The sequence below is a fragment of the Christensenella minuta genome (assembly GCF_003628755.1).
Lineage (GTDB): Bacteria > Bacillota > Clostridia > Christensenellales > Christensenellaceae > Christensenella > Christensenella minuta.
The window spans coordinates 2,426,162-2,450,896 of record NZ_CP029256.1 but is presented as its reverse complement, the minus strand read 5'-3'; the positions used below and the strand labels follow the sequence as shown (position 1 = coordinate 2,450,896).

Annotated in this window: 24 protein-coding genes; 4 read left to right on the top strand and 20 right to left on the bottom strand. The window is 54.2% G+C overall.

Translation table 11 applies throughout. The features are described 5' to 3' along the window. Positions 1–78: 78 nt before the first annotated feature. From B1H56_RS11720 to B1H56_RS11665, 12 genes are all read right to left on the bottom strand, one after another. Positions 79–993: a class II fructose-bisphosphate aldolase gene (locus tag B1H56_RS11720; RefSeq protein WP_066523520.1), complete on the bottom strand. Its 915-nt coding sequence runs from the start codon at positions 991–993 to the stop codon at positions 79–81. A 217-nt stretch (positions 994–1,210) separates the two neighbouring features. Beyond that, positions 1,211–2,290 carry a zinc-dependent alcohol dehydrogenase gene (locus tag B1H56_RS11715; RefSeq protein WP_066523521.1) on the bottom strand — a complete coding sequence of 360 codons (1,080 nt, stop codon included), beginning with the start codon at positions 2,288–2,290 and terminating at the stop codon, positions 1,211–1,213. 135 nt (positions 2,291–2,425) lie between these two features. Beyond that, positions 2,426–3,616: a cupin domain-containing protein gene (locus B1H56_RS11710; RefSeq protein WP_066523522.1), complete on the bottom strand. Its 1,191-nt coding sequence runs from the start codon at positions 3,614–3,616 to the stop codon at positions 2,426–2,428. Between the two features lie 11 nt (positions 3,617–3,627). After that, positions 3,628–4,521: a sugar phosphate isomerase/epimerase family protein gene (locus tag B1H56_RS11705; protein ID WP_066523524.1), complete on the bottom strand. Its 894-nt coding sequence runs from the start codon at positions 4,519–4,521 to the stop codon at positions 3,628–3,630. 200 nt (positions 4,522–4,721) lie between these two features. Continuing rightward, the gene (locus B1H56_RS11700; RefSeq protein ID WP_258106739.1) at positions 4,722–5,591 is read right to left on the bottom strand and encodes a substrate-binding domain-containing protein; all 870 of its coding nucleotides are present in this window, start codon (positions 5,589–5,591) and stop codon (positions 4,722–4,724) included. A 74-nt stretch (positions 5,592–5,665) separates the two neighbouring features. Further along, entirely contained in the window at positions 5,666–5,773 is a 108-nt protein-coding gene (locus tag B1H56_RS11695; protein ID WP_082770986.1) for a LacI family DNA-binding transcriptional regulator, read from the bottom strand. A 267-nt stretch (positions 5,774–6,040) separates the two neighbouring features. Beyond that, positions 6,041–6,886, bottom strand: a complete 846-nt coding sequence (locus tag B1H56_RS11690) for a sugar phosphate isomerase/epimerase family protein (RefSeq protein ID WP_066523526.1) — start codon at positions 6,884–6,886, stop codon at positions 6,041–6,043. 117 nt (positions 6,887–7,003) lie between these two features. After that, the gene (locus tag B1H56_RS11685; RefSeq protein ID WP_066523527.1) at positions 7,004–8,155 is read right to left on the bottom strand and encodes a Gfo/Idh/MocA family protein; all 1,152 of its coding nucleotides are present in this window, start codon (positions 8,153–8,155) and stop codon (positions 7,004–7,006) included. A gap of 84 nt (positions 8,156–8,239) precedes the next feature. Beyond that, on the bottom strand, positions 8,240–9,229 hold the full coding sequence (locus B1H56_RS11680) for a sugar phosphate isomerase/epimerase family protein (RefSeq protein WP_066523532.1): 990 nt from the start codon (positions 9,227–9,229) through the stop codon (positions 8,240–8,242). 710 nt (positions 9,230–9,939) lie between these two features. Continuing rightward, positions 9,940–11,148: a sugar ABC transporter substrate-binding protein gene (locus tag B1H56_RS11675; RefSeq protein WP_066523533.1), complete on the bottom strand. Its 1,209-nt coding sequence runs from the start codon at positions 11,146–11,148 to the stop codon at positions 9,940–9,942. Between the two features lie 116 nt (positions 11,149–11,264). Next, positions 11,265–12,341, bottom strand: a complete 1,077-nt coding sequence (locus tag B1H56_RS11670) for an ABC transporter permease (protein WP_066523534.1) — start codon at positions 12,339–12,341, stop codon at positions 11,265–11,267. Continuing rightward, positions 12,338–13,825, bottom strand: a complete 1,488-nt coding sequence (locus tag B1H56_RS11665; protein WP_066523535.1) for a sugar ABC transporter ATP-binding protein — start codon at positions 13,823–13,825, stop codon at positions 12,338–12,340. The genes B1H56_RS11670 and B1H56_RS11665 overlap by 4 nt, the downstream gene beginning before the upstream one ends. 1,027 nt (positions 13,826–14,852) lie before the next feature. On the opposite strand from B1H56_RS11665, the gene B1H56_RS11660 reads away from it, so the two are divergent. Further along, the gene (locus B1H56_RS11660) at positions 14,853–15,959 is read left to right on the top strand and encodes a Gfo/Idh/MocA family protein (RefSeq protein ID WP_066523536.1); all 1,107 of its coding nucleotides are present in this window, start codon (positions 14,853–14,855) and stop codon (positions 15,957–15,959) included. 144 nt (positions 15,960–16,103) lie between these two features. Here the strand turns inward: B1H56_RS11660 and B1H56_RS11655 are convergent, their stop codons facing one another. The 4 genes from B1H56_RS11655 to B1H56_RS11635 all read right to left on the bottom strand — a co-directional run bounded on the left by B1H56_RS11655 (position 16,104) and on the right by B1H56_RS11635 (position 19,323). After that, the gene (locus tag B1H56_RS11655; protein ID WP_066523537.1) at positions 16,104–16,757 is read right to left on the bottom strand and encodes an HAD family hydrolase; all 654 of its coding nucleotides are present in this window, start codon (positions 16,755–16,757) and stop codon (positions 16,104–16,106) included. A gap of 261 nt (positions 16,758–17,018) precedes the next feature. After that, positions 17,019–17,699, bottom strand: coding sequence for a deoxyribose-phosphate aldolase (deoC, locus tag B1H56_RS11645; protein WP_066523788.1), 681 nt, complete (start codon positions 17,697–17,699; stop codon positions 17,019–17,021). A 53-nt stretch (positions 17,700–17,752) separates the two neighbouring features. Continuing rightward, complete coding sequence (locus B1H56_RS11640; protein ID WP_066520008.1) at positions 17,753–18,526, bottom strand: DeoR/GlpR family DNA-binding transcription regulator; 774 nt, start codon at positions 18,524–18,526, stop codon at positions 17,753–17,755. 143 nt (positions 18,527–18,669) lie between these two features. Beyond that, a complete protein-coding gene (locus B1H56_RS11635; RefSeq protein ID WP_066520006.1) occupies positions 18,670–19,323 on the bottom strand; it encodes an HAD family hydrolase in 654 nt (217 codons plus the stop codon). A 188-nt stretch (positions 19,324–19,511) separates the two neighbouring features. On the opposite strand from B1H56_RS11635, the gene B1H56_RS11630 reads away from it, so the two are divergent. Then, positions 19,512–20,378, top strand: a complete 867-nt coding sequence (locus B1H56_RS11630; RefSeq protein ID WP_066520003.1) for a hypothetical protein — start codon at positions 19,512–19,514, stop codon at positions 20,376–20,378. Between the two features lie 392 nt (positions 20,379–20,770). Here the strand turns inward: B1H56_RS11630 and B1H56_RS11625 are convergent, their stop codons facing one another. Genes B1H56_RS11625 through B1H56_RS15000 form a run of 3 tightly spaced genes read right to left on the bottom strand, consistent with a single transcriptional unit; the run spans position 20,771 to position 22,759 of the window. Then, positions 20,771–21,448: a transaldolase family protein gene (locus B1H56_RS11625; protein ID WP_066520001.1), complete on the bottom strand. Its 678-nt coding sequence runs from the start codon at positions 21,446–21,448 to the stop codon at positions 20,771–20,773. A 20-nt stretch (positions 21,449–21,468) separates the two neighbouring features. Continuing rightward, positions 21,469–22,638: an enoyl-ACP reductase FabV gene (gene fabV / locus B1H56_RS11620; RefSeq protein WP_066519999.1), complete on the bottom strand. Its 1,170-nt coding sequence runs from the start codon at positions 22,636–22,638 to the stop codon at positions 21,469–21,471. Further along, positions 22,628–22,759, bottom strand: a complete 132-nt coding sequence (locus tag B1H56_RS15000; RefSeq protein ID WP_279221297.1) for a hypothetical protein — start codon at positions 22,757–22,759, stop codon at positions 22,628–22,630. The genes fabV and B1H56_RS15000 overlap by 11 nt, the downstream gene beginning before the upstream one ends. 92 nt (positions 22,760–22,851) lie before the next feature. Between B1H56_RS15000 and B1H56_RS11615 the strand changes: the two genes are divergently transcribed. Together B1H56_RS11615 and B1H56_RS11610 are read left to right on the top strand one after the other, a co-directional pair. Then, complete coding sequence (locus B1H56_RS11615; protein ID WP_066519997.1) at positions 22,852–23,451, top strand: 4Fe-4S binding protein; 600 nt, start codon at positions 22,852–22,854, stop codon at positions 23,449–23,451. 1 nt (position 23,452) lies between these two features. Next, positions 23,453–23,968, top strand: coding sequence for an O-acetyl-ADP-ribose deacetylase (locus B1H56_RS11610; protein ID WP_066519994.1), 516 nt, complete (start codon positions 23,453–23,455; stop codon positions 23,966–23,968). 76 nt (positions 23,969–24,044) lie between these two features. Here B1H56_RS11610 and B1H56_RS11605 read toward each other — a convergent pair whose 3' ends face one another. After that, complete coding sequence (locus tag B1H56_RS11605; protein ID WP_066519992.1) at positions 24,045–24,731, bottom strand: response regulator; 687 nt, start codon at positions 24,729–24,731, stop codon at positions 24,045–24,047. Between the last annotated feature and the right edge of the window lie 4 nt (positions 24,732–24,735).

Below are 24,735 nucleotides of genomic sequence, written 5' to 3'. Positions count from 1 at the left end.
CATGATGCGTCTTTGAAAATTCCGGCCCGGAACAAAAAATCGCAAAAGGGCAGGCCGCCGCCCTTTTGCGATCCCCTTTTATTCGCCGAACAGGAGAGTCCGCGTGCCGGCAATGCGCAGCGTCTCGCTTATAAGCTGGCGTACCGCGCCGTAGACCGCCTTGCGGCCCGCTTCGATATCGTCTCCGCTTTCCCGCATCGCCGCTTCGTACGCCTGGCGTACTTCCGTACCCACGTTGATCTTCGTGATGCCCGCCTTGATGCCCGCGCGGATGTATTCCGGGTCGATCCCCGATCCGCCGTGCAGCACCAGCGGGATGCCCGTCGCCTTGTACAGCGCCGCGATGTGGTCTACATCAAGCCGTGCCGTAGGCTTCTTCTGGTCGCGCGTTGCGTCCGCGATCGCTCCGTGGATATTGCCTACCGCAACGGAAAGCCAGTCGCATCCGCTCTTTTCCACGAACAGCTTCGCCTCTTCAAGGTCCGTAAAGCCCGCCTTGGTCGCAAATATCTCTTCATAGGGCATCATTTGTCCGCTTTCATGCCCCATCACGGCACCGAGTTCCGCTTCGCAGGGAATGCCCGCCGCGTGTGCCTTATCCGCCGCCTTTTTGGTCGCCGCAGCGTTTTCCTCAAAGGACAGGCGGGAAGCGTCCACCATCACCGAACCAAAGCCCGCCTTGATCGCGCGGTCGATAATCGGCAGGTAGTCGACGGCCTTGTAGTCCTCGTCCACCACCGGGACATGGTCAAGATGCAGCATCGTGTGCTTCGTATCCGCGTATTTCCTGTATTCCCCGGCAACCGCTTCAAGGCTCTGTGAACAGAATTTTTCCCATTCCACGCGCGCCACCTCGATCATGGCGACCGAATTTTCGTCTACGATCGCCTGTACGATCGGTTTCAGCATCGGAAGATGCGGGACGTTAAATGCCGGGATTACCGTTTCATGCTGCCGTGCCAGCAGCATCGTTTCTTTCGTATTGATTGCCATTCATATACTCCTATAGTATTGTGCGTATAAAATACCATCCTCCTGCAAAAAAGAAAAGGCTGGTATGAGAACGGCGCACCGGGCGCCGCATCTTTACCCAAAGGTCCATGCGGACCCGGATAAAAAGACCGATATGAGTAACAGGAAGCAGGGAAGCATGATGCCGTTTCCTTTGGACGCCTTTCCTTTCCCTGCCGCCTATTTTCTCCTGACTGTATTAATCGAACAGGATCACGCCCTTGACCTTCGGCTCCTTTGCTTCCTTCATGAACACAATGCCTTTTTCCGCGTCTTCAAGCGAAAAACGGTTGGTAATGATGGGGGAAAGGTTCACCTGCCCGGAGGCGATGACCGCAAACACATTATCCCACACCAGCGGCGCGAGCCATGCGAATTTCAGCGTACGCTCGGACTGGATCGCTTCCAGCACCGGCACCTGGAGCAGGTCGTCCGGGCCCGGAAGGCCAAAATACACGATGGTCGAGCACGCGCCCGTGACCTTGAGCGCATCCTGCAGCGCATCCATGTTGCTCGTCGCGACGATCGCGCGCGGCGCTTTTTCGCCGTTATTGATCTCCGCAACGCGTGCAGCGACATCCGCCGCATAATATTTGGAATCCGTATCCGTATTATTGATGACGTGTGTCGCCCCGCATTCGAGGGCTTTTCCGAGGCCGTAGTCTTTCCTCGCGACCACGATCACCTTGCCCGCGCCCGCGGCCTTGGCAAGCTGTACCTGCATCAGGCCGATGCCGCCCGTGCCATAAACAACGACCGTCTGGCCGAGCTGTACGTCAAGGCGCTGGACCGCATGCGTCGCGCAGGCAAGCGGTTCCGCAAGCGCCGCGTCTTCAAAGCTCACCTCGTCCGGGATCTTGTATACGTGGGTATATTTCACCTTGACATATTCCGCAAAACAGCCGTTTACGGAAACGCCGATGGTCTCCACATGGCTGCATGTATTGAACTCGCCGCGCATGCACGCCGGGCAAGCGTTGCACTGCTGGACCGGGTTTAAGGCCACACGGTCGCCCTCGTTGAAGAGCCCGAGCTTCTTCGGGATGCTTCCCACTTCCGCGACCACGCCGGACGCTTCGTGCCCGAGGTACATCGGGCCTTTCCCATCGGGCGTATCGAGCGGGCTGTGTCCATAATAGTAAGAGATATCCGAGCCGCAGATGCCTACGGCTTTTACCTTAACCAGAACCTCGTTGTCAGCAATCTGGGGAATATCATGCTCCTCCAGCTTCATGACCATCGGTTCATAAAAATTCTGAACTTTCATTTTTCCCTTCATAAGCTTTCCTTTCCGTCTGATAACACATCTAAAAAATGACAGGTATCGCTCGCCATGGCGTCTTTTCCCTTTTGGGAAAAACCGCTGAACGGTCACCGTTTGTTCATCGCCCACGGCCTAAGCCAGCGGGGTAATTCATACCTGCGGCATCCCGCAGTCGGGCCCGAAATGCTTGAGGATTACGAGCGGTTCCACAGGCGAGGTGTTTTTCACCAGCACGCCTTCGCGCGCGCGCGCGTTCGATACAAAGAATTCGTCCGCCGTCAGCTGGCCGTAGCGAATGAGCGTGGGGGTTTCGATGACGAATTTCCCAAACTGCCCGCGGCCCTGCACTGCGAGGCAGCCGTAAGCCGCCGCATCCCTGATGAGAACTTCCGCGCCCGGATCGACCGTCAGCTCCTTCGCCGCGACAAAATCGTTGCCGTAGCAAATCCAATCCTGTTTGAAGCCTTCGCCGGCCTCATCCGTGACCGGCGGGCGGAAGAATTTCTCACGATAGTTCGCGATCGTATTGAGCTCCCAGTCCGCCGCGTCCATAATCGCGTCGAGGTCGCGTTCGCTGCCCGCAGGAACATAGCCGCACAGACTCTCGTAACCAAACACTTCGCCTTCCACGATATTTTCCCACATTGCCATCACGTCGCTGTTCCACTGCGGCTCGTAGGTACACAGGGAACCGGGCGCATGCACCACGCCCGCAGGCGTGAACCAGCCTGTACCGAGCTCCATACGGAACGCGCGGGACAGCTCAAGGATGCGTCCGTCCGCCGTCTCAAATTTCGACAGGCGTTCCTTTACCTGTTCTTTCGTGACCGACGGATCAAAACCAAAATAGGTCACCGGGCGGATGCCGAGGTGGTTGTTATATTGCTTGGGAAAGAAATAGTGCTCGTGCTTAGGCATAACGCCAACCTTTGCGCACGCCTCCTCACGGTGGTGGACATGGTGGAACAGCGGCTCGTTGTAATCATAAAATTTGGAATACATCGGCCATGTTCCATAATCCTGCACCAGCTTTTCGCCGATCAGCTCGGCGCCCAGCGTCTCCACGAACTCCTTGAACAGAACAAGATGGTCCGCGTTTCCGTCCACGTTGACAAAGCTCATGCCCTCGAATTCTTCCGCGCCCTCGGTCTCTACCTTCGTAATGGAGGAGAACCAGCGTTCCACGATTGCGCCGCGCCTAAGGCCCATCGCATAATAATCGTCCGGGTGCAGGCGGATCCGCTTTCCCGGACGGTTGAACGGCCGGGGCACCCAGGCAGGAGCGAGGGAAAGAATTCCTTCTCCGCGCTCCAGAATATTTCTGATTTCATTTGCTTCCATGTCGTCACCCTTCAGCCGCAGTATTTTTTGTTGAACCCGTCCACGAACGCCTTGCAGTCTGCTGTCACGTTCCACGCATCCGGCCATTCGCACAGGTCGATCGCCCACCAGTCGCCTTTATAGTCCGCTTTTTCGAGCAGGGCCGGGATCGCTTCGTCAAAGTCTACCTTGCCGAGGCCGAACGGCGCATGCGTGCTTGTGTTCGCCACGTTAAGCGTGCCGTCCGAATCGATCACATGTACAAGGCCGATCTTGCCCTTCAGCATTTCGATAAATTCCACAAGGCCGCCTTCAAGCTTATTCGGCTCGATGTGGCGCGCGCCCATAACCGCGGACATATACCCGTGACAGGTATCGAACAGGATGCTGAAGTTCGGCTCGTTCACCGCTTCATATGTCTCGACAATATAATTCGGCTCGTTAATCATGAAACCGGGCTCGAATTCCCAAACGACCTCGAGGCCGTATTTCTGCGCGATCTTTGCGATGCGTTTGAAGTTATCCACAATTTTTGCGCGCGCCTGTTCGTACGTCATCCCCTCAGGCAGGACCGGCTCCGTGCCGGAGTCCACGCGGATCGTCTTAAAGCCCATCTGTGACGCGAATTCCGCGTTCTTTTCAAACAGGGCGATCCATTCCTCGGGCTGCTTCAGGGAATCGAGGCTCCACAGGTCGCAGGCGAAATCCGCCACTTCAAGGTTGTATTTTTGAAGAAGCTGCTTCAGCTCTTCCCTTTTTTCAGGCGTGTCATACAGCTCGGGATTCGCGTGCGGCTTGAACCCGCCCATGCTGATCCCGTCGAATCCAAGTTCGTTCAGTTTCTCGCACAGTTGCGGGAGCAGAACCGGATCGTCTGCAAACGCCCCAAATACATATGCCCAGCTTCCAATCGATACTTTTTTCATATTGTCCACCTCTCTTTTCAGATTTATTTGAAACTATGATCCAAGGCCCCGTAAATGCCAAAGCCTTGCTGTTTTCCCTTGTTTATCCGTGCCGGCCCCTTCTTAATCGATTAAGTGACTCCTGTAAAAACTCGTCCCCACGCCGCCTTCCGCGCCCGTATGCAATACCGAAAAAACATGTTGTATGTGAAAATAAAATGTTACCACATGGAAAGGTTCCAGTCGCCGGGCTGGTCCGCAACGGTGGACTGGCGCACGATCAGTTTTGCTTCCAAAATGATCGAACGCGGGGCCGTCTTGCCTTCCCCGTCCATCAGCCGTTTCAGTTCCTCGAACGCCGTATAGCCGAGCTCATATTTTGGCAAGTCGATCGTCGTGATCTGCGGACTCACGAGCGTACTTGCAAAAATGTTGTCGCAGCCCGCAATCGCCACCTGCCCGGGAACCGCGATCCCCGCTTCTTTCAGCGCCTTGAGGGCGCCGATGGCCATTTGGTCGTTCAGCGTCTGGATGGCATCGAAGCACAGCCCTTTTCCGAGGGCCGCCTTCGTCGCTTCATAGGCCGAGAGTGCCGAAAAGTCCGCTTCGAGTACGAATTCGCTGCGGAACGGGATTCCATTTTCCGCCAGCGCGTCAAGGTATCCCTGATAACGCTCCTGGCCGTGCGTAAGCTCTTTCCCGACCTTGATATAGAGGAGGTTCCTCTTACCCTGGCCGATCAGGTGGGCGGCCGCCGCTTTGCTCAGCCGCTGGTAGTCCGCCAGTACCGAAGATATCTTGGAAGAGTCCATGACCTGTTCCATAGAGACCACCGGGAAACGCTCCCCGCTGTTTTCCTCCGCCAATTCCCCGGCCCACCGGGCCAGATATTCCGCCTTGCAGCAGGAATCGATAATGATCCCGTCCACATAGCTTGCCTTCAGATATTCTATGCTCTCCTGCTCCGTCGCAAAATCAAAATTGCTCGACAGGAAGTTCACCCGGTAACCAGCCTTTTTTGCCGCCGTCTCGATCCCCTTGAGCACATTCGGGAAAAATATTTTCGTAATATCGGGAAGTACGACGCCAATCGTATGCGTGTGCTTTACCTTCAGCCCCCGCGCAAGTAAATTGACCTTGTAGCCAAGCTCATTAATCGATTTTTCTACTTTTTTTTTACTGTGGGGCTGACAAAATTTTTCCCCGTGATTACATTGGATACCGTTGCAACAGAGACTCCTGCATGTTCCGCAACATCTTTCATTCTTACCATTGTTTGGGTTCCTCTATCGTACGAACGCTTATATCGACCGTTTTCCGGTGCGTACTGACTGAAAATTGTTTGAGTCGAAGCCTTCTTAATCGTTTAATTAGACTATACCATATCAATTTCGGCTTTGTCAATCATTTTAGCTCTCTTTTTGCGGGGAGACCGCTTTTTTCGGCCCCCCCGCAAAAAGGCGGACAGGAAATATCCGCGCGGTTTGCTTCTCTTGCTCCCGCGCATCCCTCCGAAGGGGCGCGCGGGAACGATCCAATTTTATTTAAATACTTTTTTCAGGAACGGAATGCCGTTTTCTGCAATCGCTTCCGGTGATTCCGCGAACGGACGCCATACGGACGCCGCCTTCGCAATCTCCTTGCAGTCCGGCGTGAAGGATTCGATCAGGCAGTAATCGTCATAGCCCGCATCCTTGATCGCCGCGGCGATCGCCTCCCAGTTGAAGTTGTCTTCGCCCGGTGTCCCACGGTTGTTCGCACACGTGTGGAAGTCAAAAATCTTACCCTTCGCGGCGCGGATCGCAGCAGGGATATTGGATTCCTCCACGTTCATGTGGAAGGTGTCGAGCAGGAAGCCCACATTATCGTAGCCGATGCGGCCAATGAGGTCGAGGCCCTGTTCCACCGTGTTGATGAAATCCGTCTCAAAACGGTTGAGCGGCTCGATACCAAGCCTTATCCCTTTATCCTGTGCATACTGCGCGCACTCTTTGAGGTTTTCCGTCGCCCAGTCCCAAGCCTGTTTCTTTTCGTCTTCCGTAATCTGGCGCGCCTTGCCTACCGCTGAATACATCGGGCCGGCAACGACTTTCGCGCCGATCTTGACGGCAAAGTCCACCATGTCTTTGACATACTGGATGCCGCCCTTACGGTATTCCGGATTGTCCGAAGACATATCCCGCGTATCGCCGAACGCACCTGTGATAGTGGGCGTTTCAATGCCCGTTTCCGCTTTAGCGGCGTTGATCGCATCTACATCGATCGTGGACCAGTCTTCGGGCACGATCTCATAGATGTCGCAGCCGTATTTTTTTGCCAGTTTGAATTGCCCGAGCGCGTCGCTGAACGGCGACTGCCAAGCGAGTGATACCATACCGAATTTCATATTGTTGTCCTCCTGCTTTTCAGCGCGGCGGCAGGGCGACGGAAAGGGGGCCGCGCCCGCTTCCCGGCGGCCTCATTTGGTCTTGGCCGCTGCACGCCAACCGCATATCGTTTTTTGTTATTTTTCCATCGTGACCCAGGCGCAACCAGCTTCGGAGCTGTCTACGCACTTGTTGGAGAATTCCACGCCTTCGATGCCCATATCGATGGTCGGATAGCCATAGCTTGCTTCGTCCACTTCCTTGCCGTCGAGCTTATCGCGCAGCGCAGCACAGAAATCCTTATAGATGTTCGCGAACGCTTCGGTGAGGCCCTCCGGGTGCCCGCAGGGGACGCGCACATATTTCGCCGCTTCCTCTTCGAGGTATCCGCAGCCGCGGCTGTAGATCTTTGGCGGTTCGTGGCGCATGGAAACGCGCAGGTAATTGTTTTCCTCCTGTACGAATTCGAGCGTTCCCTTTTCGCCGAAAATACGGATTTTGAGGGCGTTGTCAAAGCCGATCGCGACCTGCGACGTCCAATACATGCCCGTCGCGCCGCCCTTATATTTCACCATGACCTCGACGTTATTGTCGAGCACGCCGCCTTTGCCGAATACGTCAAGGTTGCAGCACAGCTTGTCGATCTTGAGACCCGTTACATAATTGACCCAGTTTTCGATATGCGTTCCAAGGTCCGCCACGCACGCGCCGCGTCCGGAAAGCTTCGGGTCCGCACGCCACGGCTTGTTGTCTTCCGTGATCGTTTCGAGCGAATCCAGAAGCCAGTCCTGCGGATACTCCGCCATGACCATGCGAATATCGCCGATCTGGCCCTTCTGCACCATTGCCCGCGCCTGGCGCGCCATCACATGGCCCGTGTAGGTATAGGTCACGCAGAAAAGGCAGCCATGCTCTTTTGCGGTCCTTTTAAGGTCTTCGCCCTCTTCTACCGTGAAGCACAGCGGCTTTTCGCACACAACGCTGATTCCCTGCTCGAGGAACAGCTTCGCTGCCGGATAGTGGAACCTGTTGGGCGTTACAATATCCACCCAGTCGATCTTGTCTTCGCGCTTTCCTTCCGCCTCCGCCATTTCTTCAAACGTCGTATAGTTGCGGTCCGGATCGATGCAGAGTTCGCGTCCTGCCTGTTGGCGCTCCTCTTCAATATAAGAAAAGCAGCCCGCCTTAAGCTCCGCCTCGTCGTTCAGGCGGACCGCCGCGCGGTGTACGCCGCCGATAAAAGCGCCGGGGCCGCCGCCGATCATACCATATCTCAATTTACGTTCCATGATTCAATCCTCCTTAAAACACCAGCGCGCCGGGGGAACGGCCGGGCCGTCCCCATGCGCCCTGCAAATGAAATTTCAGATCTCTCAGTCGTTTGCGATCGCCTTGTCGAACGCCACGTCGGACGGCTTGAAGTCGACCCCGCGCACAAATTCGCAGGCTTCTGTCGCGCCATAGATACGCTCCATGCCGCTGTCTTCCCACTCGACCGAAAGCGGTCCGTCGTAACCGTACTGGTTCAGCTCGCGGATAATCTCTTCAAAATTTACATCGCCGTGGCCGAGGGAACGGAAGTTCCAGCCGCGTGCCGTATCGCCGAAGGTAATGAAGGAGCCGAGGATGCCCGCACGTCCGTCGAGCGTGACCGCCGCATCTTTCATGTGTACGTGGTACACCCTGTCGATGAAGTCACGCAGGAAGATCGTCGGGTTGACGCCCTGCCACAGCAGGTGGGACGGATCGAAGTTGAAGCCCAGCGTTTCCCTGTAATCGAATTCTTCGAGCAGGCGCTCCGCCGTGTAATAGTCGAATGCGATCTCCGTCGGATGGACTTCGAGCGCAAAAAGGATGCCGTATTTATCGAATTCATCAAAAATAGGCGTCCACAGGTCCACGATTTCCTGGTAGCCCGCATCGATCATTTCTTCCGTTGTCTGCGGGAAGGAATACCAATATGCCCAGATCGGCGAGCCCATAAAGCCCGTTACAACGTCTACGCCCATGTTCTTGGCCGCTTTCGGGACATACATCATCGTCTCGACCGCCCATTTGCGGATCTCTTCCGGCTTGCCTGCAAGCTCCGAGGGCGCAAAGTTGTCGAGGCGCGGATCCCACTTGTCACCCACGCACTGCCCCACAATATGGGCCGCGAGCGCCCACGTCTTGAGGCCGTATTTCTCCATCGTGCCTTTGAGCTCATTGCAATAGTCCATGTCCTCCGCCGCACGCTTGGGATCGATGTGCGAACAGCACATGATTTCGAGCCCGTCATATCCCATTTCCTTTGCCGTCTTGCACAGGGTTTCAAAATCCATGTCGCCCCACTGTGCCGTCATTAATGTAACTGGTCTTGCCATCACTATTACTCCCTTCGTTTTTAGTCTTTTTATCGTCAGCTTGAAAAATTCAAGTTGGAACCTGTTTTTGAATTGCTTTGCCTGCTTCTATTATAGCAAGATTATTCCGTTTCCGCCCGCTTTTTTGCCCGGATACGGAAACTTTTTCCGCCGGACGGCGGCTGGCTCGAACGGACGCTCCGCTCCTGGTTTCCTGCCCTTTGCTATTCAATTCTGCCCCCGGGGAAATAAACCTATTCTTTCTTACTTTATAGTGTAGCACCGGGAAACGAAATAGCTATGACATTTTTGTCTTTTCTTCAAGATGAATTTGTCTAGGCCGCACGATCCCGGGCAGCCTGCCCCGGCCTTTTGACCTTGCTGTGGGAATGGCCTGCCGGGAATAGTCCCAAAGGTCCCGGCAATCTCCCGAAAACCTGTTCGCGCAGACCTTCGCATCCTTACGCCGTTCCTTTGATTTTGTGTAATACCGTTTATTTTTAATCGTTTAACCAAAGAATAACATACCGCATTTTTATTGTCAATCCGCAGTTCCGCTTTTCCCGTCTTTTTTGCCGTCGGACAGGTTTCGCCCTTCCGCCCGCCGGCCGTTTGCCCTGCCGGTGCTTACAAAAGAAGGGTCCTTAGAGCGGATGCTCTAAGGACCCGGTTTTATCCCTTTTGTAAGTGAATCAATTCGTTATGTTTTCTAACTAATAGATTCTTTTTCCTTAGTTAAACGTAATGAGCGCTTCCGCATCTTCAAACTTCGGATCATTGATGTCCGTAACGATGTCGGGTCTCAGTTCCATGTAAGCAGTTGCATCATAAGGAACAAGCGTCAGCTCCGTAACATTAGAGGAGTTGTAGGGGGTCAGGTACGGGGAAACATACTTTCTGTACTCATCGCCATTGAAGTATGCTTTCAGCATCTGATAAAGCAGGTCGCCTTCGAGCGCGGGCGTCTGGTTAACGTCCATCGTTACTCTGCCTTCTTCAGCCCACTTCCAGGATTTCTCTTTACCATTGGAAGAACCGAGCCAGTAGTCGGCCGGGTTGAGGCCAGCTTCTTCGAGAGCCTGGATCGCGCCGTCCATCATTTCGTCGTTCTGTACATACATTCCGTCGAAACCGTCAGCGCCAAGCGCCGTGATTACGTCGGCAACAACCTTCTTCGCCGGATCAGCCATCCAGTCGCCGGAAGACCACTGAACGATCTGCAGGTCTGCGCCGCCTTCGGTCTTGTTTACAGCAACATCGTTTGCCGTGCCGCCGATATCCTTGCCGGCTTCTTCATAAGCCTGCAGGAAACCGAGGGACTGAGCGGAAGCCGTGCCCTGACCGAGCTTGCCTTCTACCATGACCAGTTTCTTAACGCCTTCGCCGTTGTTGTAGGTAAGGGCATCTTCGCCCGCCATAACGCCCGTCTCAACGAAGTCATAGCCTACGAAACCAGCGAGCTCGCCGCCAGCCGGAACGCTCGGGGCATGCGTGAGGGCAAAGTACGGGATACCCGCTTCATTCGCCTTCGTGATGCACTCTGCCGTAATTTCCGGGGAGTTCTGGACCACTACGATCGCGTCAACGCCTGCCGTGATGAAGTCTTCGACTGCAGCCAGCTGTTCCTGAGCGGTGCCCTGGCCAACTTTGTCGATTACTTCCCAATCCGCAGTTTCCGGATCTGCCTTCAGGCATTCCAGGAATACTTCGTAACCAGCTTTGTAATAGTCATCAGCCGCATCTTTGTAGTAGCCGATCGTCTTTGCTTCGCCGGAAGCAGCAGGTTCGGACGCTTCCGTGGACGCTTCCGCGGATGCTTCCGTGGATGCGGATGCTTCCGTGGATGCTTCCGCAGACGGAGTCTCTGTTGCCGGTGCACAAGCTGCGAACAGTGCAACCGACATTGCTACGCATACGACAATAGCAATAATTTTTTTCATACTTTTTTCCTCCTATAATTTTAGTTCCATGTGTGCTCACTTACACAAATTACAGGGATAATGTAATTCATACACACACTTTTATATCAACAGGATGTCCTGCCAATATCAGACCGTTATTCTTTGCCTTCGCCAGCCTGTTCCGCCAGCGCTTCCTGTTTTTGCTGACGAACCTCGCCGCGCGCCGCGATTTTTGAAGAGATCGCGCCTGCAGCGACCGCCGCGATAATGATCGCGCCCTTGGCGACGAACTGCCATTCGGACTGGAGCTTTAAGACCGTCATGCCGTTGGTGATCGCCCCGAGAAGGATGACGCCGAGGAACGTGCCCATCGCGTTGCCCTTGCCGCCGGACATTGCCACGCCGCCGATAACGACCGCCGCGATGACGTCGATCTCCATACGTTCACCCATTGTGATGATCGCAGTGCCGACGCGCGAGAGCAGCAGGACAGAGGCAAGGCCCACCAGCAGGCCGTTAATGACATAAGATGATAGCTTGATATTCTTTACATTGATACCCGCGAGGTAGGCGGCACTCGGGTTTGCGCCGACCGCGTAGATCCTGCGGCCGTATTTTGTATATTTCAGCACCCACCATACAATAACTGCTATGACGATAAAGATCACGACATAGATGGGCAGCGTCATGCTGAGGCCGTCCGGCGCCTTTGCGCCCTCGATCAGGTTGGTCTTGAACCCTTCGAGCTGGCCGCTCATAACGACCTCACGGGACTGGCACATCAAAAGCGCAATTCCGCGGAAGGCGATGCTGCCGCCGAGGGTGATGATGAACGGTTCCACTTCCAGCCGGGCGATGATCGCGCCAAGCATCGCTTCGAGGCCCACGCAGATCAGGATGCCGAGGATAACGGCCGGGACGATCGGAATACCCCAGTCTACAACGCCCTTCGCGATAAAGATACCGCCGAGGGACGCCAGATACCCGACCGAAAGGTCGATGCCGCCCGAGATCATGACGATCGTCATGCCCATAGCCATGATGCCGATTACTGCGTTCTGCATCAAAATATTGAGCCAGTTGTTTGCTGTGAAAAATTTAAATTGTCCGCCGGCCAGTTCGATCACGAACATGACCGCCACAAAGCCGATCAGGATGGTGAGTACCATCGCCAGGTCACTGCTCCTGAAAACGGACGGCTTTTTTTCGGAAATAGAAGATGGCTGCTTCATATTTTTTTACCCCCTATTGAATACTCAAGAATATTTTCTTCGGAAACTTCATCCCGGTTAAGCTCGCCTACCAACTCCCCGGCTTTCATGACCATAACGCGGTCGCTCATGGAAACGACCTCCGGCATATCCGAGGAAACCATGATAATCGCTTTGCCCTGCTTTAAGAGGTCCATCATGATCTGATAGATTTCCTGCTTCGCGCCGACGTCGATGCCGCGGGTCGGTTCGTCGAAAATGAAGATTTCCCCATCCGTGTTGAACCATTTCGCAAGAACTACCTTCTGCTGGTTGCCGCCGGAAAGGTTGCCCGCGAGGACGGATGCGTCTTTCGCTTTGGTGCCCAGCTTTTTAACGAATTCATCCCCTACCTTCATTTCCTGCTTCGGATTGATATAGGACCCCTTCGTATTGACCATGTTGGCAATCAGCGTATTGCGCGCAATGGTGTGGATCAGAAACAGGCCGGTATGCTGGCGGTCTTCCGTAATATAGCACATTTTATGCTTGATCGCGTCGCTGGGGTTCTTGAAGTTGACCTCCTTGCCAAGCACCTTCACTTTGCCGGTCAGTTTTTCCGCGCCGCCGAAGAGCAGCGTCATCAGTTCGCTCCGCCCGGAGCCGACCATCCCGGCAAACCCGACGATTTCGCCGCGGTTCAACTTGAACGACACGTTCTTTACGCCGTTGCCCGTGAGGTTGCTGACCTCGAGGACCGTCTCTCCCTTGGGATAGAATTCACGGCTGTAGAATGCGGAAGCATCGCGGCCGACCATATCACGGATCAGGTGCGGTTCGTCCGTTTCGCCAACGCCGATCGTCTTGATATACTGGCCGTCGCGAAGCACCGTGATTTTGTCCGCGATCTTGAATACTTCGTCCAGGTGATGAGAAATATAAATGATGCCCATGCCGCGCGCTTTTATTTTGTGCACGATTTCAAGCAAGTTGTCGATCTCGGACGCCGAGAAGGACGCTGTCGGTTCGTCGAGAATAATGACCTTGCGGTCAAACACCAGGGCTTTGGCGATTTCTACGATCTTCTGTTCGCCGGAGGAAAGTTTTCCTACGATCTGTTCCGGCTTCAGGTTGCTGTGCAGATATTCGAGGACGTCGCGCGTTTTCTGCTCCATCTCCTGCTTCTGCATGATCCCGCCTTTTGTGATCTCCATACCGGAAAAAATGTTTTCCGTTATGCTCAGGGTCTCGAACACGTTATGCTCCTGGTAAATCGTCTGAATACCAAGATTCATCGCTGAAAAAGGATCGAGCTTCACCTGTTTCCCCTCAAAATAAATGGCTCCGTCCGTATCCGGCTGGTACGCGCCGGAAATAATTTTGATCAGCGTCGATTTCCCCGCGCCGTTCTCGCCGCAGATACAATGCACTTCGCCGGCGTTCAGGCTGAACTGGATGCCGTTTAAGGCTTTCACGCCGGGAAATGTTTTAGAAATGTTTGACAGCTTCAAAATTTCTTGTGCCATTTTCTCACCTCCATACAAAATTTTCGTTTAAAACTAACTTGGCTTGGTCATATAGATATACATTATTAACCACTCATTCTGGGTGGCTTTTTTTATTTTCAGCCACTCTTTTGTGCTTAATATCGCCCTTTCCGGGTTGGTTGGCAATGTATATATTTTTTTATTTTAGTGCTTTTCCGCACTTATTCAATTCCTGTCCTTCCGGCGCCGTTTGCACCGGTTCCACATTCCGTTTACATTTTTACATGAAAAAACTGCAGCGCGGCAAGGAGCATATATAATCGCCGATTGCGGCAAGCCTCTTTGCAGTAGATTGCCTCCCTGTTTCTCTCCCTGTTTAAGACTGGGCAATCCTGCATGTTATGTTTCTATTCCAGTCTACAAGGTCGGCTGAAACGCCACGGTATAAGTCCGGTGTTTAAAATTCCAGCATTCAATTCCAAATTCCGTATAAAAGTTAGTTGTATTATAGTCTACCATTAAAAGTCTAACTGGCTATGACAATTTTGTCTTTTCTCAAAGATTGATTTGTCACAAATGGATTTTGCGGTCCCCGCTCCATACCTTTTTCCATATGGTTTCCCGGAACTCCGCTTTTCTCCATACCCGGCCCATACCTCCTGATTTCTTTGACATGCCCAAGCTTCATATGCCATGAAAATCGCTCTGCCGTTTTTTCTCGTGTGCACGAGCACACGTTGGTCACATTTCTTAACATATCACTCAGCACGATTTCTGTCAACATTTTGTGTTCCGGCGCGTCCTGTTCGCCGCACGCTATCCTGTATCACAAAACCGTCTGGACTTTTCATCTGAGCTTATGGAAATAGAAATCTGAATATGTGAGTTGTAAACCCTCTTAATCGTTTAAGTAAAGAATATCACACTGCATTTTCCTTGTCAATCTTAAATTTCTATTTTTGACATAAAAATTTTTCACTCCTTTTTTTATGCCGCCGGTCCCTTGCCTTTGGGGAATACTGGTGCTAGAATAAAGTTAATTTTTGTTAGAGTAGGGGTGAGATTTATGAAAAAAGTTAATGTTGCTGTAATCGGAATGAATTTTGGCAAGGAATTTGTCAAGCTTTACCAGAAACACCCGAATGTCGGAAAGGTTGCAATTTGCCAGCGCAGCCCGGAAGCGCTGCGCAAAACGGGCGAGGAACTGGGGATCGAGGAATCCATGCGGTTCACGAATTTCGACGATGTGTGCGCTTCCAAGGAGATCGACGCGATCCACATCATCACACCCATTCTGGATCACTACAAGCAGTCGCTCGCTTCCCTCGAGGCGGGCAAGCATACCGCGTGCACAGTACCCATGGCGACCACGGTTGACGAGCTTAAAAGCCTGTGCGACGCACAGGAGAAGAGCGGCAAGGTTTATATGATGATGGAAACCGCCGTTTATACGCGCGAATACCTGTATGTAAAGCACTTGGTGGAAAGCGGACAGATGGGACGCATCCAGCTTGTGCGCGGCAGCCATATGCAGGATATGGGGCTCACCGGCTGGCCGGAATACTGGCTTGGCTTCCCGCCTTTCTGGTATGGCACGCACGCCATTTCCCCGCTGCTTATGATTAATAAGACGGAAGCCCTGTCTGTTATCGGCCACGGCTCGGGGCATATTTCCGAAGACCTCGCAGAGCGCTACGGTTCGCCGTTTGCCTGTGAAACGCTGACATTCCGGCTTAAGGACACGGACGTTGTTGCGGAAGCGACACGCTCCCTTTATGAAACCGTCCGCCAGTACCGCGAGAGCTTTGACGTATACGGCACAAAGATGTCTTATGAATGGGACCAGATTGCCGAGGAAGGCTCCGTTCTCTTCGAGGGCGGCGAATCCGCGCGCAGGTTCCACGCGCCCGATACGGACGACCTGCTGATCGATGAACTGAAACCCTTTACGAAACGGGAAGTGATCCTTAATAAGGACAACGTTTCCTTTATCCAGGGTTCCGGCCACGGCGGTTCGCACCCGCACCTCGTGCAGGAGTTCATCGCCTCCATCGTTGAGGAACGCGAGCCTCTGCTGAACGCAAAAATGTCCGCCAATATTACGGCTGCGGGCATCTGCGGCCACGAATCGTGCCTCCGGGGCGGTGAAAAGATCATGATCCCAAAATTCTGATTTCGACAAAACGCAAAAACCGCGGCGGAAGCAATCCGCCGCGGTTTGTTTTTATTTCGTTTCCTGCCGGTATGAAGCATGAATCCGGAGCCAGGTGGTTTCCGGATACGGCGCCTGTGGCGCTTGCCGCGCCTTCTTCCTCCGTCATAGAAAATCTGTCAGCCCGCCCAGCGCCTTTACGGTATAGGTAGGCTTCAATTCTTCATAGATTCGCCGTTTGTCCTTTGCCCAGCCAATGGGCACATCCGCAAAACAGGAGTCACTGCCGATGATGTTCGCGATCTCGATATCGCGCTCCGCATCGCCCACGTAAAGCGCGCGGCCTGCATCCACCCCATACTTTTTGAGCAGGTTCCGGCACCGCTCTTCCTTGTCGAGCGAGTGCCGGTCCGCGCCCGCGACCTCCACAAAGCAGTGCCTGAGGCCGTGCAGCTGCAGAACCTTCTCCGTCAGCTCGGTGAAGGAATTGGTTACTACGCTCATCTGGTAGCCCTTTTCATGCAGGGCGAAAAAGGTCTCTTTGGCCTGTTCCCCGAAGGGAATTTCCATAATCAGGTCGTCCGCGCCTGTCTGGTAAAATTCCGCCAGGTGGTCGAAGGCCCTGTCCTCTTCCTCGCCGGTGATCCCGATTCTGTGGAAAATATCGAGGATCGTTACCCCAAGCGCGTCCTTTACCGCTTCCATATCCACTTCCCTGCCGCATTGTTTGAAATAGCGCTGGAACGCGCGGCCGTGAAAGTTCCTTGAGTCGACGAACGTTCCATCCATGTCGAACATAATATGATCGTATTTACGCATTGTTTCTCCCATCCAAAACGAAAATGGCCCTGCCCCCGGCCGACCATTTTTCCATGATACCTTTTATTTGCCCTTCCGGCAAGTTTGCCCCGCCCCGGCGCGGGACATCCTCCGGAACCGTTTCGACCCTCCGGATTTTTTCCGCGCGTCCCCGTCTTTCCCTGCGTCCCTTACCGCCGCTGGGAAAGCAAACGCATCCGCGTCCCGCGCCAGGGCTTTCACTTTGCGCTTTTTCCGTTCGTGCGCTAAAAACAAGCTTGCTTATTCAAACGATTTTACGATCTCGATCGCCGACTGCGTGTTGATGCCGAAGCGCTCTACTCCCATCTCCAGAAGCTCGTCGAATTCCTCACGCGTGCGGATGCCTCCCGCCGCCTTTACCTTCATCCCCGTTCCCGCCAGGTTCTTCTTTATCCTGCGGATCCGTTCGATATTCGCGTCTCCCGGCACCCAGCCTGTTCCCGTCTTCAGAAAATCCGCTCCGCTTGACACGACGATCTCGCACGCCTTGTCCGCTTCCTCTTCCGTCAGGCAATTCAGCTCGATCAGCACCTTCGTGAGAATCGGACGCCCCGCGTTTTTCGCAAGCCCTATGATCTCCCTCAGTTCTTTCAGCACATAACCGTATTCCTTGTTTTTGAATCGTCCTACGTTCATCACGATGTCCATTTCCTCGATGCCGTCCTCGATCAGTCCCTTCGCCTCGACGACCTTCGTCTCCGTTTTATGCGCTCCGGACGGAAATCCCACCGGCCCTCCCGCATACACCCCTTCTACGTCCTTCAGCATTTCCGAAAGCTGCTTCATCCAGTTCGGCAGTACGTGCACGTTGATGAATTTATATTCCTTTGCGTACCCTACGATCTCCTCGATGTCACTCATCGTGTGATGCGTCCTTACCGCGCTGATATCGATCAGGCGCGCCGCTTCTCTTGCATTCATATTCCAGTTTCTCCTTTAGGTTTAATCATATTTTGAAAGGATGTTGTTCCTTTTCACGCAAAAATAAAATCTACGCCCGCGCGGCCGATCGCTTCCTGCTCACCCGCGCCCCGGCCCCGCTTGTCCGTCACGACCGTATCGATCCGCGAAACCGGGCAGATGTTATACGACCCGACCTTGCCGAGCTTTGTATAATCGCACAGCAGGATCACCCGGTCCGTATGGGCGATCACCGCTTTTTTAAGCTCCGCGAGTTCTATGGTAGGCAGCGTATAGCCGCGCCCTACCGTGAGGCCCTGCACCCCCAGGAACGCTTTGGTAAAATTAAAAGCGGAAAGGCCGTCGAGCGTCATCTGCGAGGTCATGCTCTCGTCGAAGGTCTTCACGATCCCTCCCGGTACGATCACCTGGAAGCCCGCGTTTCCCATAAAGCAATTCGCGATATTCATGGCGGCGGTCACTACCGCCACGTTTTCAAGATTCGTTCGGCAGGAGAGCGCGGACGCGAACGCGTAAGTGGAAGACCCTCCCCCGATGTAGATGATATCGCCGGATTCCACCAGACGTGCCGCCCGCCGCCCGACCGTCTCTTTTTCCCGGGCATGGCGCACCTTCCGTTCCGTAAAGGGTTCGTCGCCGATATGCGCGGAAACGCCGCCGTGGAAGGAGACCACTTTCTGCTCCTCCTCCAGCTTCTTGAGGTCGCGCCGCACCGTGGACTGGGACATATGGAGCGCTTCGCTGATATCCTGGATCGTGGTCAGGTTGCGGCCTTTAATATATTCATAAATTTCATTCTGCCGTAGCTGTATCAGTTCACCGTTCATGGCTTTCCACTCTTTCTTTTACGGACTTTTCCGTCATTTTTATGATACCTTTTTAAAAATAAAATGTCAATATGGAAATATATTTTCACTTTGTCGCTAAAAAAAGGCCGCCCGCGGCAAACCGCCTGCCCGGCCCGAAATATTCAGCCTGCCGCCGCGATTTCCAGCAGTTCTTCCGGGCGGTCTATGATATAATCGGCGCCCGCCGCCTCAAGCACGCCGCGGTCCCGGAACCCCCATGTCACGCCCGCGCATTTCACCCCCGCATTTTTTGCGGTCTCGACATCTACCTCGGAATCCCCTACATAAAGCGTGGTTTCGCGCTTTCCGCGAAGCTCTTTCATTGCCGCAAGCACACCGTCCGGCGAGGGTTTCCTGCGTACTGTTTCACTTTCTCCTACCGCGCTTTCCACGAGGCCGTCAAAATATTCCCTGCTCAACAGCTTTACCGCCTGATCGAATTTGTTCGATACGATGGCCGTGCGCACGCCCATTTTTGCCAGGGCCTTCAATACGGATATCACGCCGTCATACGGGCAGGTCTTATCCCGCAGGTGCAGGGCGTAACGCGCCTTGAATTCGGCAAGGCACCTTTCCATATCCGCTTCGCCCGTTCCTTCCGGCAGCGAAGATTTGAGGAGGACCCTGACCCCGTTTCCGAGGAAGCCGCGTACTTCCCGCGCGGTGCGCTCAGGGAACCCGTTTTTTCCAAGCACATAGTTCAGGCTGTCTTTAAGGTCCATGAGCGTATTAAGCAGCGTGCCGTCCAAATCAAAGATTACCGTATCGTATACCATTATGCCTCTTTCCTTTCCTTAAGGCGCGAAGGCCGAAAGGCTTTACTAAGCCTAATTCGTGAATAATTTGTAAAATCCACTCCTTATTGTAACACAAAATTTCTGTATCTGTTATAATTGCATTACAAAGAGTACCGTTGGCCGAAAACCCTTGTGGTTTTAGCGCTTACGACAGTATAGGAGCCCTTATGAAAAAATTTGTTGTGCTGACGGCCGTTTTGCTCGTTACGGCCCTTGGCATTACGGCTTGCGCTGTTCCAAGCATGGGAAAGCTGGAAATTGTGGGGACCTCCGAGCCCGCCGAAGCGGCGGCAGGGGGGACGGAAGGGGAAGCGGAAAGCGCAGACCAGTCCGAAGCGGCGGCAGCCCCGGCAGAGGAGCCTTCCGCAGAAGCGACTTCCACGCTTGACCAGCAGCAGATGCAGGAGTTGGTGGAAGAGGGAATCGTTCCCAAGGAAGCCGTTAAGGAAGAGGACGGCGCTTCCGTCTATGACGAGCAGGAAATTAATAACGCATTGCAGAAGTATGCAGACCGCATCAGCTGTAAAACCACGATGATCAGCGGAAACAACATGATCGTCCAGGTGCAGAACGGAAACGATGTTACGATCCCTGTGGTTACGGTGCATGTGAATTATCCGGAGGGCGAAAAGCCATACGACTTTTACCAGTTTTCACCTGGCAGCCAGATCATCGTCCCCGTCGAAAAGGGAAGCGGAGACCTGCCCCCCGCCGTTACGGCGAGCATATCCGTCACCATGAACGCCAACCAGTATACGGATATCTCAAAGGACCTGGCGGTCGCGGAAAACAGCACGGATACGGAATATACGCTGACGATTACGAATTCGTCGACGCTTGTATGCCAGAGGATCAGTGCGACCGCGCTGTTTTCTGACGATTCGGGCATTATCTGCGCACAGATGACCTCGTCGGAAACCACGATCGGCCCGGGCCGGACGGCAACGCTTACGTTTTCCCTCCCCGAAAGCATGACGGCCGAAGGAAAAACATTCACCACCGCGTCTTACCAAATTAACGAAGCGATCGGCTAAGGCCGGGCGCAAAAGGATTCCGGACCGTTTGACTGCGCAAAAGAAAAAACGGGCGGCCTTCAAAGCAGGCCGTCCGTTTTTTCTTTCCTTTATCTGATATCTACGCAAAGACCTCCCCGGCCTATCCTGCGAAGTTTTTTCCGGGAACTCCTCTACCCCCTTCGTACAAAACTCCGTCTATCAATACAGTATTATCTTCCGCATTATGCTGTCAGACCGGCAGACCTCATGCTTCCTGCTGCGCCCTTGCTTTTTCCATTGTCATTTTCCTTCTCCTCCCGTCTTTTCCCCAACCTCTTCGCGACATCTTTTGCCGCGCATGTTCCTTCGCGTGCACGGGGGCGCTAGAGGGATCATTTTCATTCCTGTTCCCACCTGCCGGGAAAGCGCCGTCATTTCAAATGTGTGCCTTCCACCTCGTTGAGCAGCGAATAGAAATCATGCGTGAAATTTTCTTCCGCGGTAAAGGTGGCGTCGTGGTAGGTAAGCGCGCGCAGAACATCCGGCGCCGCCGTTACCGAGCCGATCCCATGCTTGCACAGGTTCAGGATTTGCTGGGAATTTTTAAAGCTCGCGGCAAGCACGTCCGCCTCCATATTGTGGATGCGGAACATATCATGGATATCTTTCGCCACCTGTACGCCGTCCGCGCCCATATTATCGAGCCGGTTGACGTACGGCGCGGTATAGCGCGCACCGGCCTTGGCCGCCATAAACGCCTGCATCGCCGTATAGACCGCAGTCGCCGTAACGTTGATTCCTTCTTTTTTCAGGATATGGATCGCCCGCAGGCCGTCCGTCGTCACTGGCACTTTGATGAAAAGGTCTTCCCGTATCTCATTCAGCATGAAATGCGCTTCCTCCACCATTTTATCCGTGCCCTCCGAAACCACCTGCGCGTGCAGCATCGAATCATCCGGCAGGAACGCGCGGATATCTTTTAAAACCTTAAACGGATTTTTGTGCTCCTTCATCAGGATGGAAGGATTCGTCGTAACCCCGTCATACGGATAATCCCGGTAGAGCGACTCGATCTCCTTCAAATTCGCATTGTCGATCAATACCAGCATGCTATAGCTCCCCTCTTTTCTTAAATACTTTCAACCGGTACGTCCACTTCCACATCCGCGGCGTAGTCCACGCCCTTCATGCGGAATCCGAACATCTGGTAGAAATCCTCCCAATAGCCCTCTACATCCGCAAGCTGCCCGAGATTCTCGTCTGTAATCTCGTTCCATGCGCGAAGCACAGCCGCCTGCACATCCGGCTTCATCTCCCAGTCGTCAAGGCGCAGCATGCCGCGCTCGTCCGTCTTAAGCGCGGGCAGCTTCTCCGCATACAGGCGGTGCATCTGCTCAATACAGCCCTCGTGCGTCCCTTTTTCCTTCATCACATGGTACAGGATGGAAATATACAACGGCACGATCGGGATCGCCGCGGACGACTGCGTGACCAGCGCCTTATTGACGGAAATATAGGCCGTAACGCCCGGAACCTCCTGCGTGATCTCCTGCGAGGTGCGGAACAAATGCTCCTTTGCCCGGCCGATCGAACCGTCCATATATATCGGATGCGTGAGCTCCGGCCCGAGGTAGGAATAAGCGAGCGTTACCGCATCCGGCGCGAGCAGCCCTTTTTCAGACAACAGGGAGATCCATTCCTTCCAGTCTTCCCCTCCCATGACCTTCACCGTGTCCGCGATCTCCTGCTCTGTCGCGGGCGGAACCGTCACTTCTGTGATCCTGCGCGTCGCAAGGTCGATGGTTTTATTCGTGTAATCGCTGTCCGTGGTCTTGAGCGTGGAAGAAACCGTCGTCCCGTCCGCAAGGGTGCGGCGCGGGGACGCGAGGCTATACACCACCATATCCACCTGCCCCAGGTCTTTTTCGATCAGTTCCGCCGCCTGTTCCTTGACCCCGCGCGAAAAAGCGTCGCCGTTGATGGTCTTTGCATACAGCCCGTCCGCATGCGCAAATTCCTCGAACGCAGCGGTATTATACCACCCCGCGGAAGCCGTGCGCTTGCCGCTTGCCGGGCGCTCGAACATCACGCCGATGGTCGCCGCGCCGGATGAAAACGCAAGATCGATGCGCGACGAGAGCCCATAGCCGGTGGAACTGCCGATAACGAGCACCCGCCCCGGGCCGTTCGTCTTCGGCTGGCTTTTTACATATTCTATTTGCTGCCGCACGTTTGCCCTGCATCCCGTGGGATGCGCCGTGGTGCAGATAAATCCTCTTACTTTCGGTTCAACGATCATAAAAAACGTTCTCCTTTATTACGATTTTCCGCCGCCCGTGCAGGCCGGAAGCCTGCGCCGAAAGCGGCATGCCCTGTCCGGGCGGGCAAAATGCCCGTCCTTCCCCGTAATATTTTACCACAGCGTGTTTTTTTTTTCAGCAAATAATCTCCCGCGGTTGAATATACGCCCTAAATTGTGTTATCTTTCCTATAAAGAAAGGGGGCATAGCGCATGGGAACAAAGGAATACCTGCAAATGATGCGGGAAATAAAGGACTGCACGTTTGCGACGCTGGACGGGGAGGGCAGGCCTGCGACGCGCATCATTGACGTGATGCGCGTGGAGGAGGACGGTCTGTATTTCCTCACGGCGCGCGGCAAGGACTTTTACAGCCAGCTCATGGAGCAACAGTTTGTTTCTGTGACGGGGCTGACAAAAAACTGGGAAATGCTGACCCTGCGCGGCAGGGTAAAACGGGTTTCGCAGGAGCTGCTCACGCGCATCTTCGAGACGAATCCGTCTATGAACGGGGTTTATCCGGGGGACAGCAGGAACATCCTCGAAGTGTTTTGCCTGTATGAAGGGCAGGGCGAATATTTCAACCTCTCGGAGACGCCCGTTTACCGGGAAACATTTTTCCTTGGCCATCCCGCCGAACACAAAAAGGGCTATGAGATCACGGATGCGTGTATCTCATGCGGCATCTGCGCCGGGCTGTGCCCGCAGCAGTGCATTGATGCGGGCGAGCCTTATGCGATCCGGCAGGAAAACTGCCTGCACTGCGGATTGTGTGTGGAAAACTGCCCCGCAGAAGCGATCAGGAGGCGTTGATATGGGCTACAGGATCATTTTGGGAGATATTACGGAGCAGCATGTGGACGCGATCGTCAACGCGGCGAACACCTCTCTTCTCGGCGGGGGCGGCGTAGACGGGGCGATCCACCGGGCAGCCGGACCGGAGCTGCTCGCAGAATGCCGCACGCTCCACGGGTGCGGGACCGGAAAAGCAAAAATAACCAAGGGCTACCGCCTGCCCGCAAATTATGTAATCCACACGCCCGGCCCTATCTGGCGGGGCGGAACCGCAGGCGAAGACGCGCTGCTTGCGGGGAGCTATTTAAGCAGCCTGCGTCTTGCGGCGGAATACGGCGCAAAAACGGTCGCTTTTCCATCCATCAGCACTGGCGTCTACCATTTTCCTTTGGAACGCGCGGCGCGGACCGCCACGGAAACGATCCTCGCTTTTTTGCGGGAGCATCCGGACATGGAGATTACGATGGCGTGCTTTGACGAGCGCACGAAGGCGGCCTATGAAAGGGCGCTCGCGGAATATGGAGCCGCCCGCTGAAATAAAGCATGAATAAAAAGGATACCGCTGCAAACGGTATCCTTTTTTACTTTAAGGCAGATTTTTTCAGCGGCCCTCATTCATCCGCGAAACGGTAGCCCACGCCCACCTCCGTCATGATATAGCGCGGCTTGGCGGTGTTTTTCTCGATCTTGCGGCGGATGTTCGCCATGAATACGCGCAGCGACTGGGAATCCTCCGTATATTCGTAGCCCCACACCTGTTTGTTGATAAAGCTGTGCGTCAGCACCTTGCCCCTGTTTTCCACCAACAGGGTAAGCAGTTTATATTCGATGGGCGTAAGATGCACGTCCCTGCCGTCCACCGTGACCCTGCGCTTTTCAAAGTCGATCACCAGCCCGTCCAGTTCAAAGGTTTCCTTTACCGCCGGACGCGGCGCGCGCTTCCGAAGCGCCACCCGCACCCGGGCAAGAAGCTCGCCGATGCTGAAAGGCTTGGTGATATAGTCGTCCGCGCCCGCGTCGAGCGCTTCCACCTTTTCACGTTCCTGCCCGCGCGCCGATACCACGATAACGGGCACGTCCGACGCCTGGCGCACCTGCCTTAAAACTTCCAGCCCATCGATATCCGGCAGCCCGAGGTCGAGCAGGATCACATCCGGATTGTTGGCAAGCGCAAGGGAAATGCCGTCAAGTCCGGTCTTCGCCGCTTCAAAGCGGTAGCCGTTCGTTTTAAGCGATATGCTCAGGAAATTGAGTATCGTCTGGTCGTCTTCAATAATCAAAATACGCGTATCTTCCATTTTT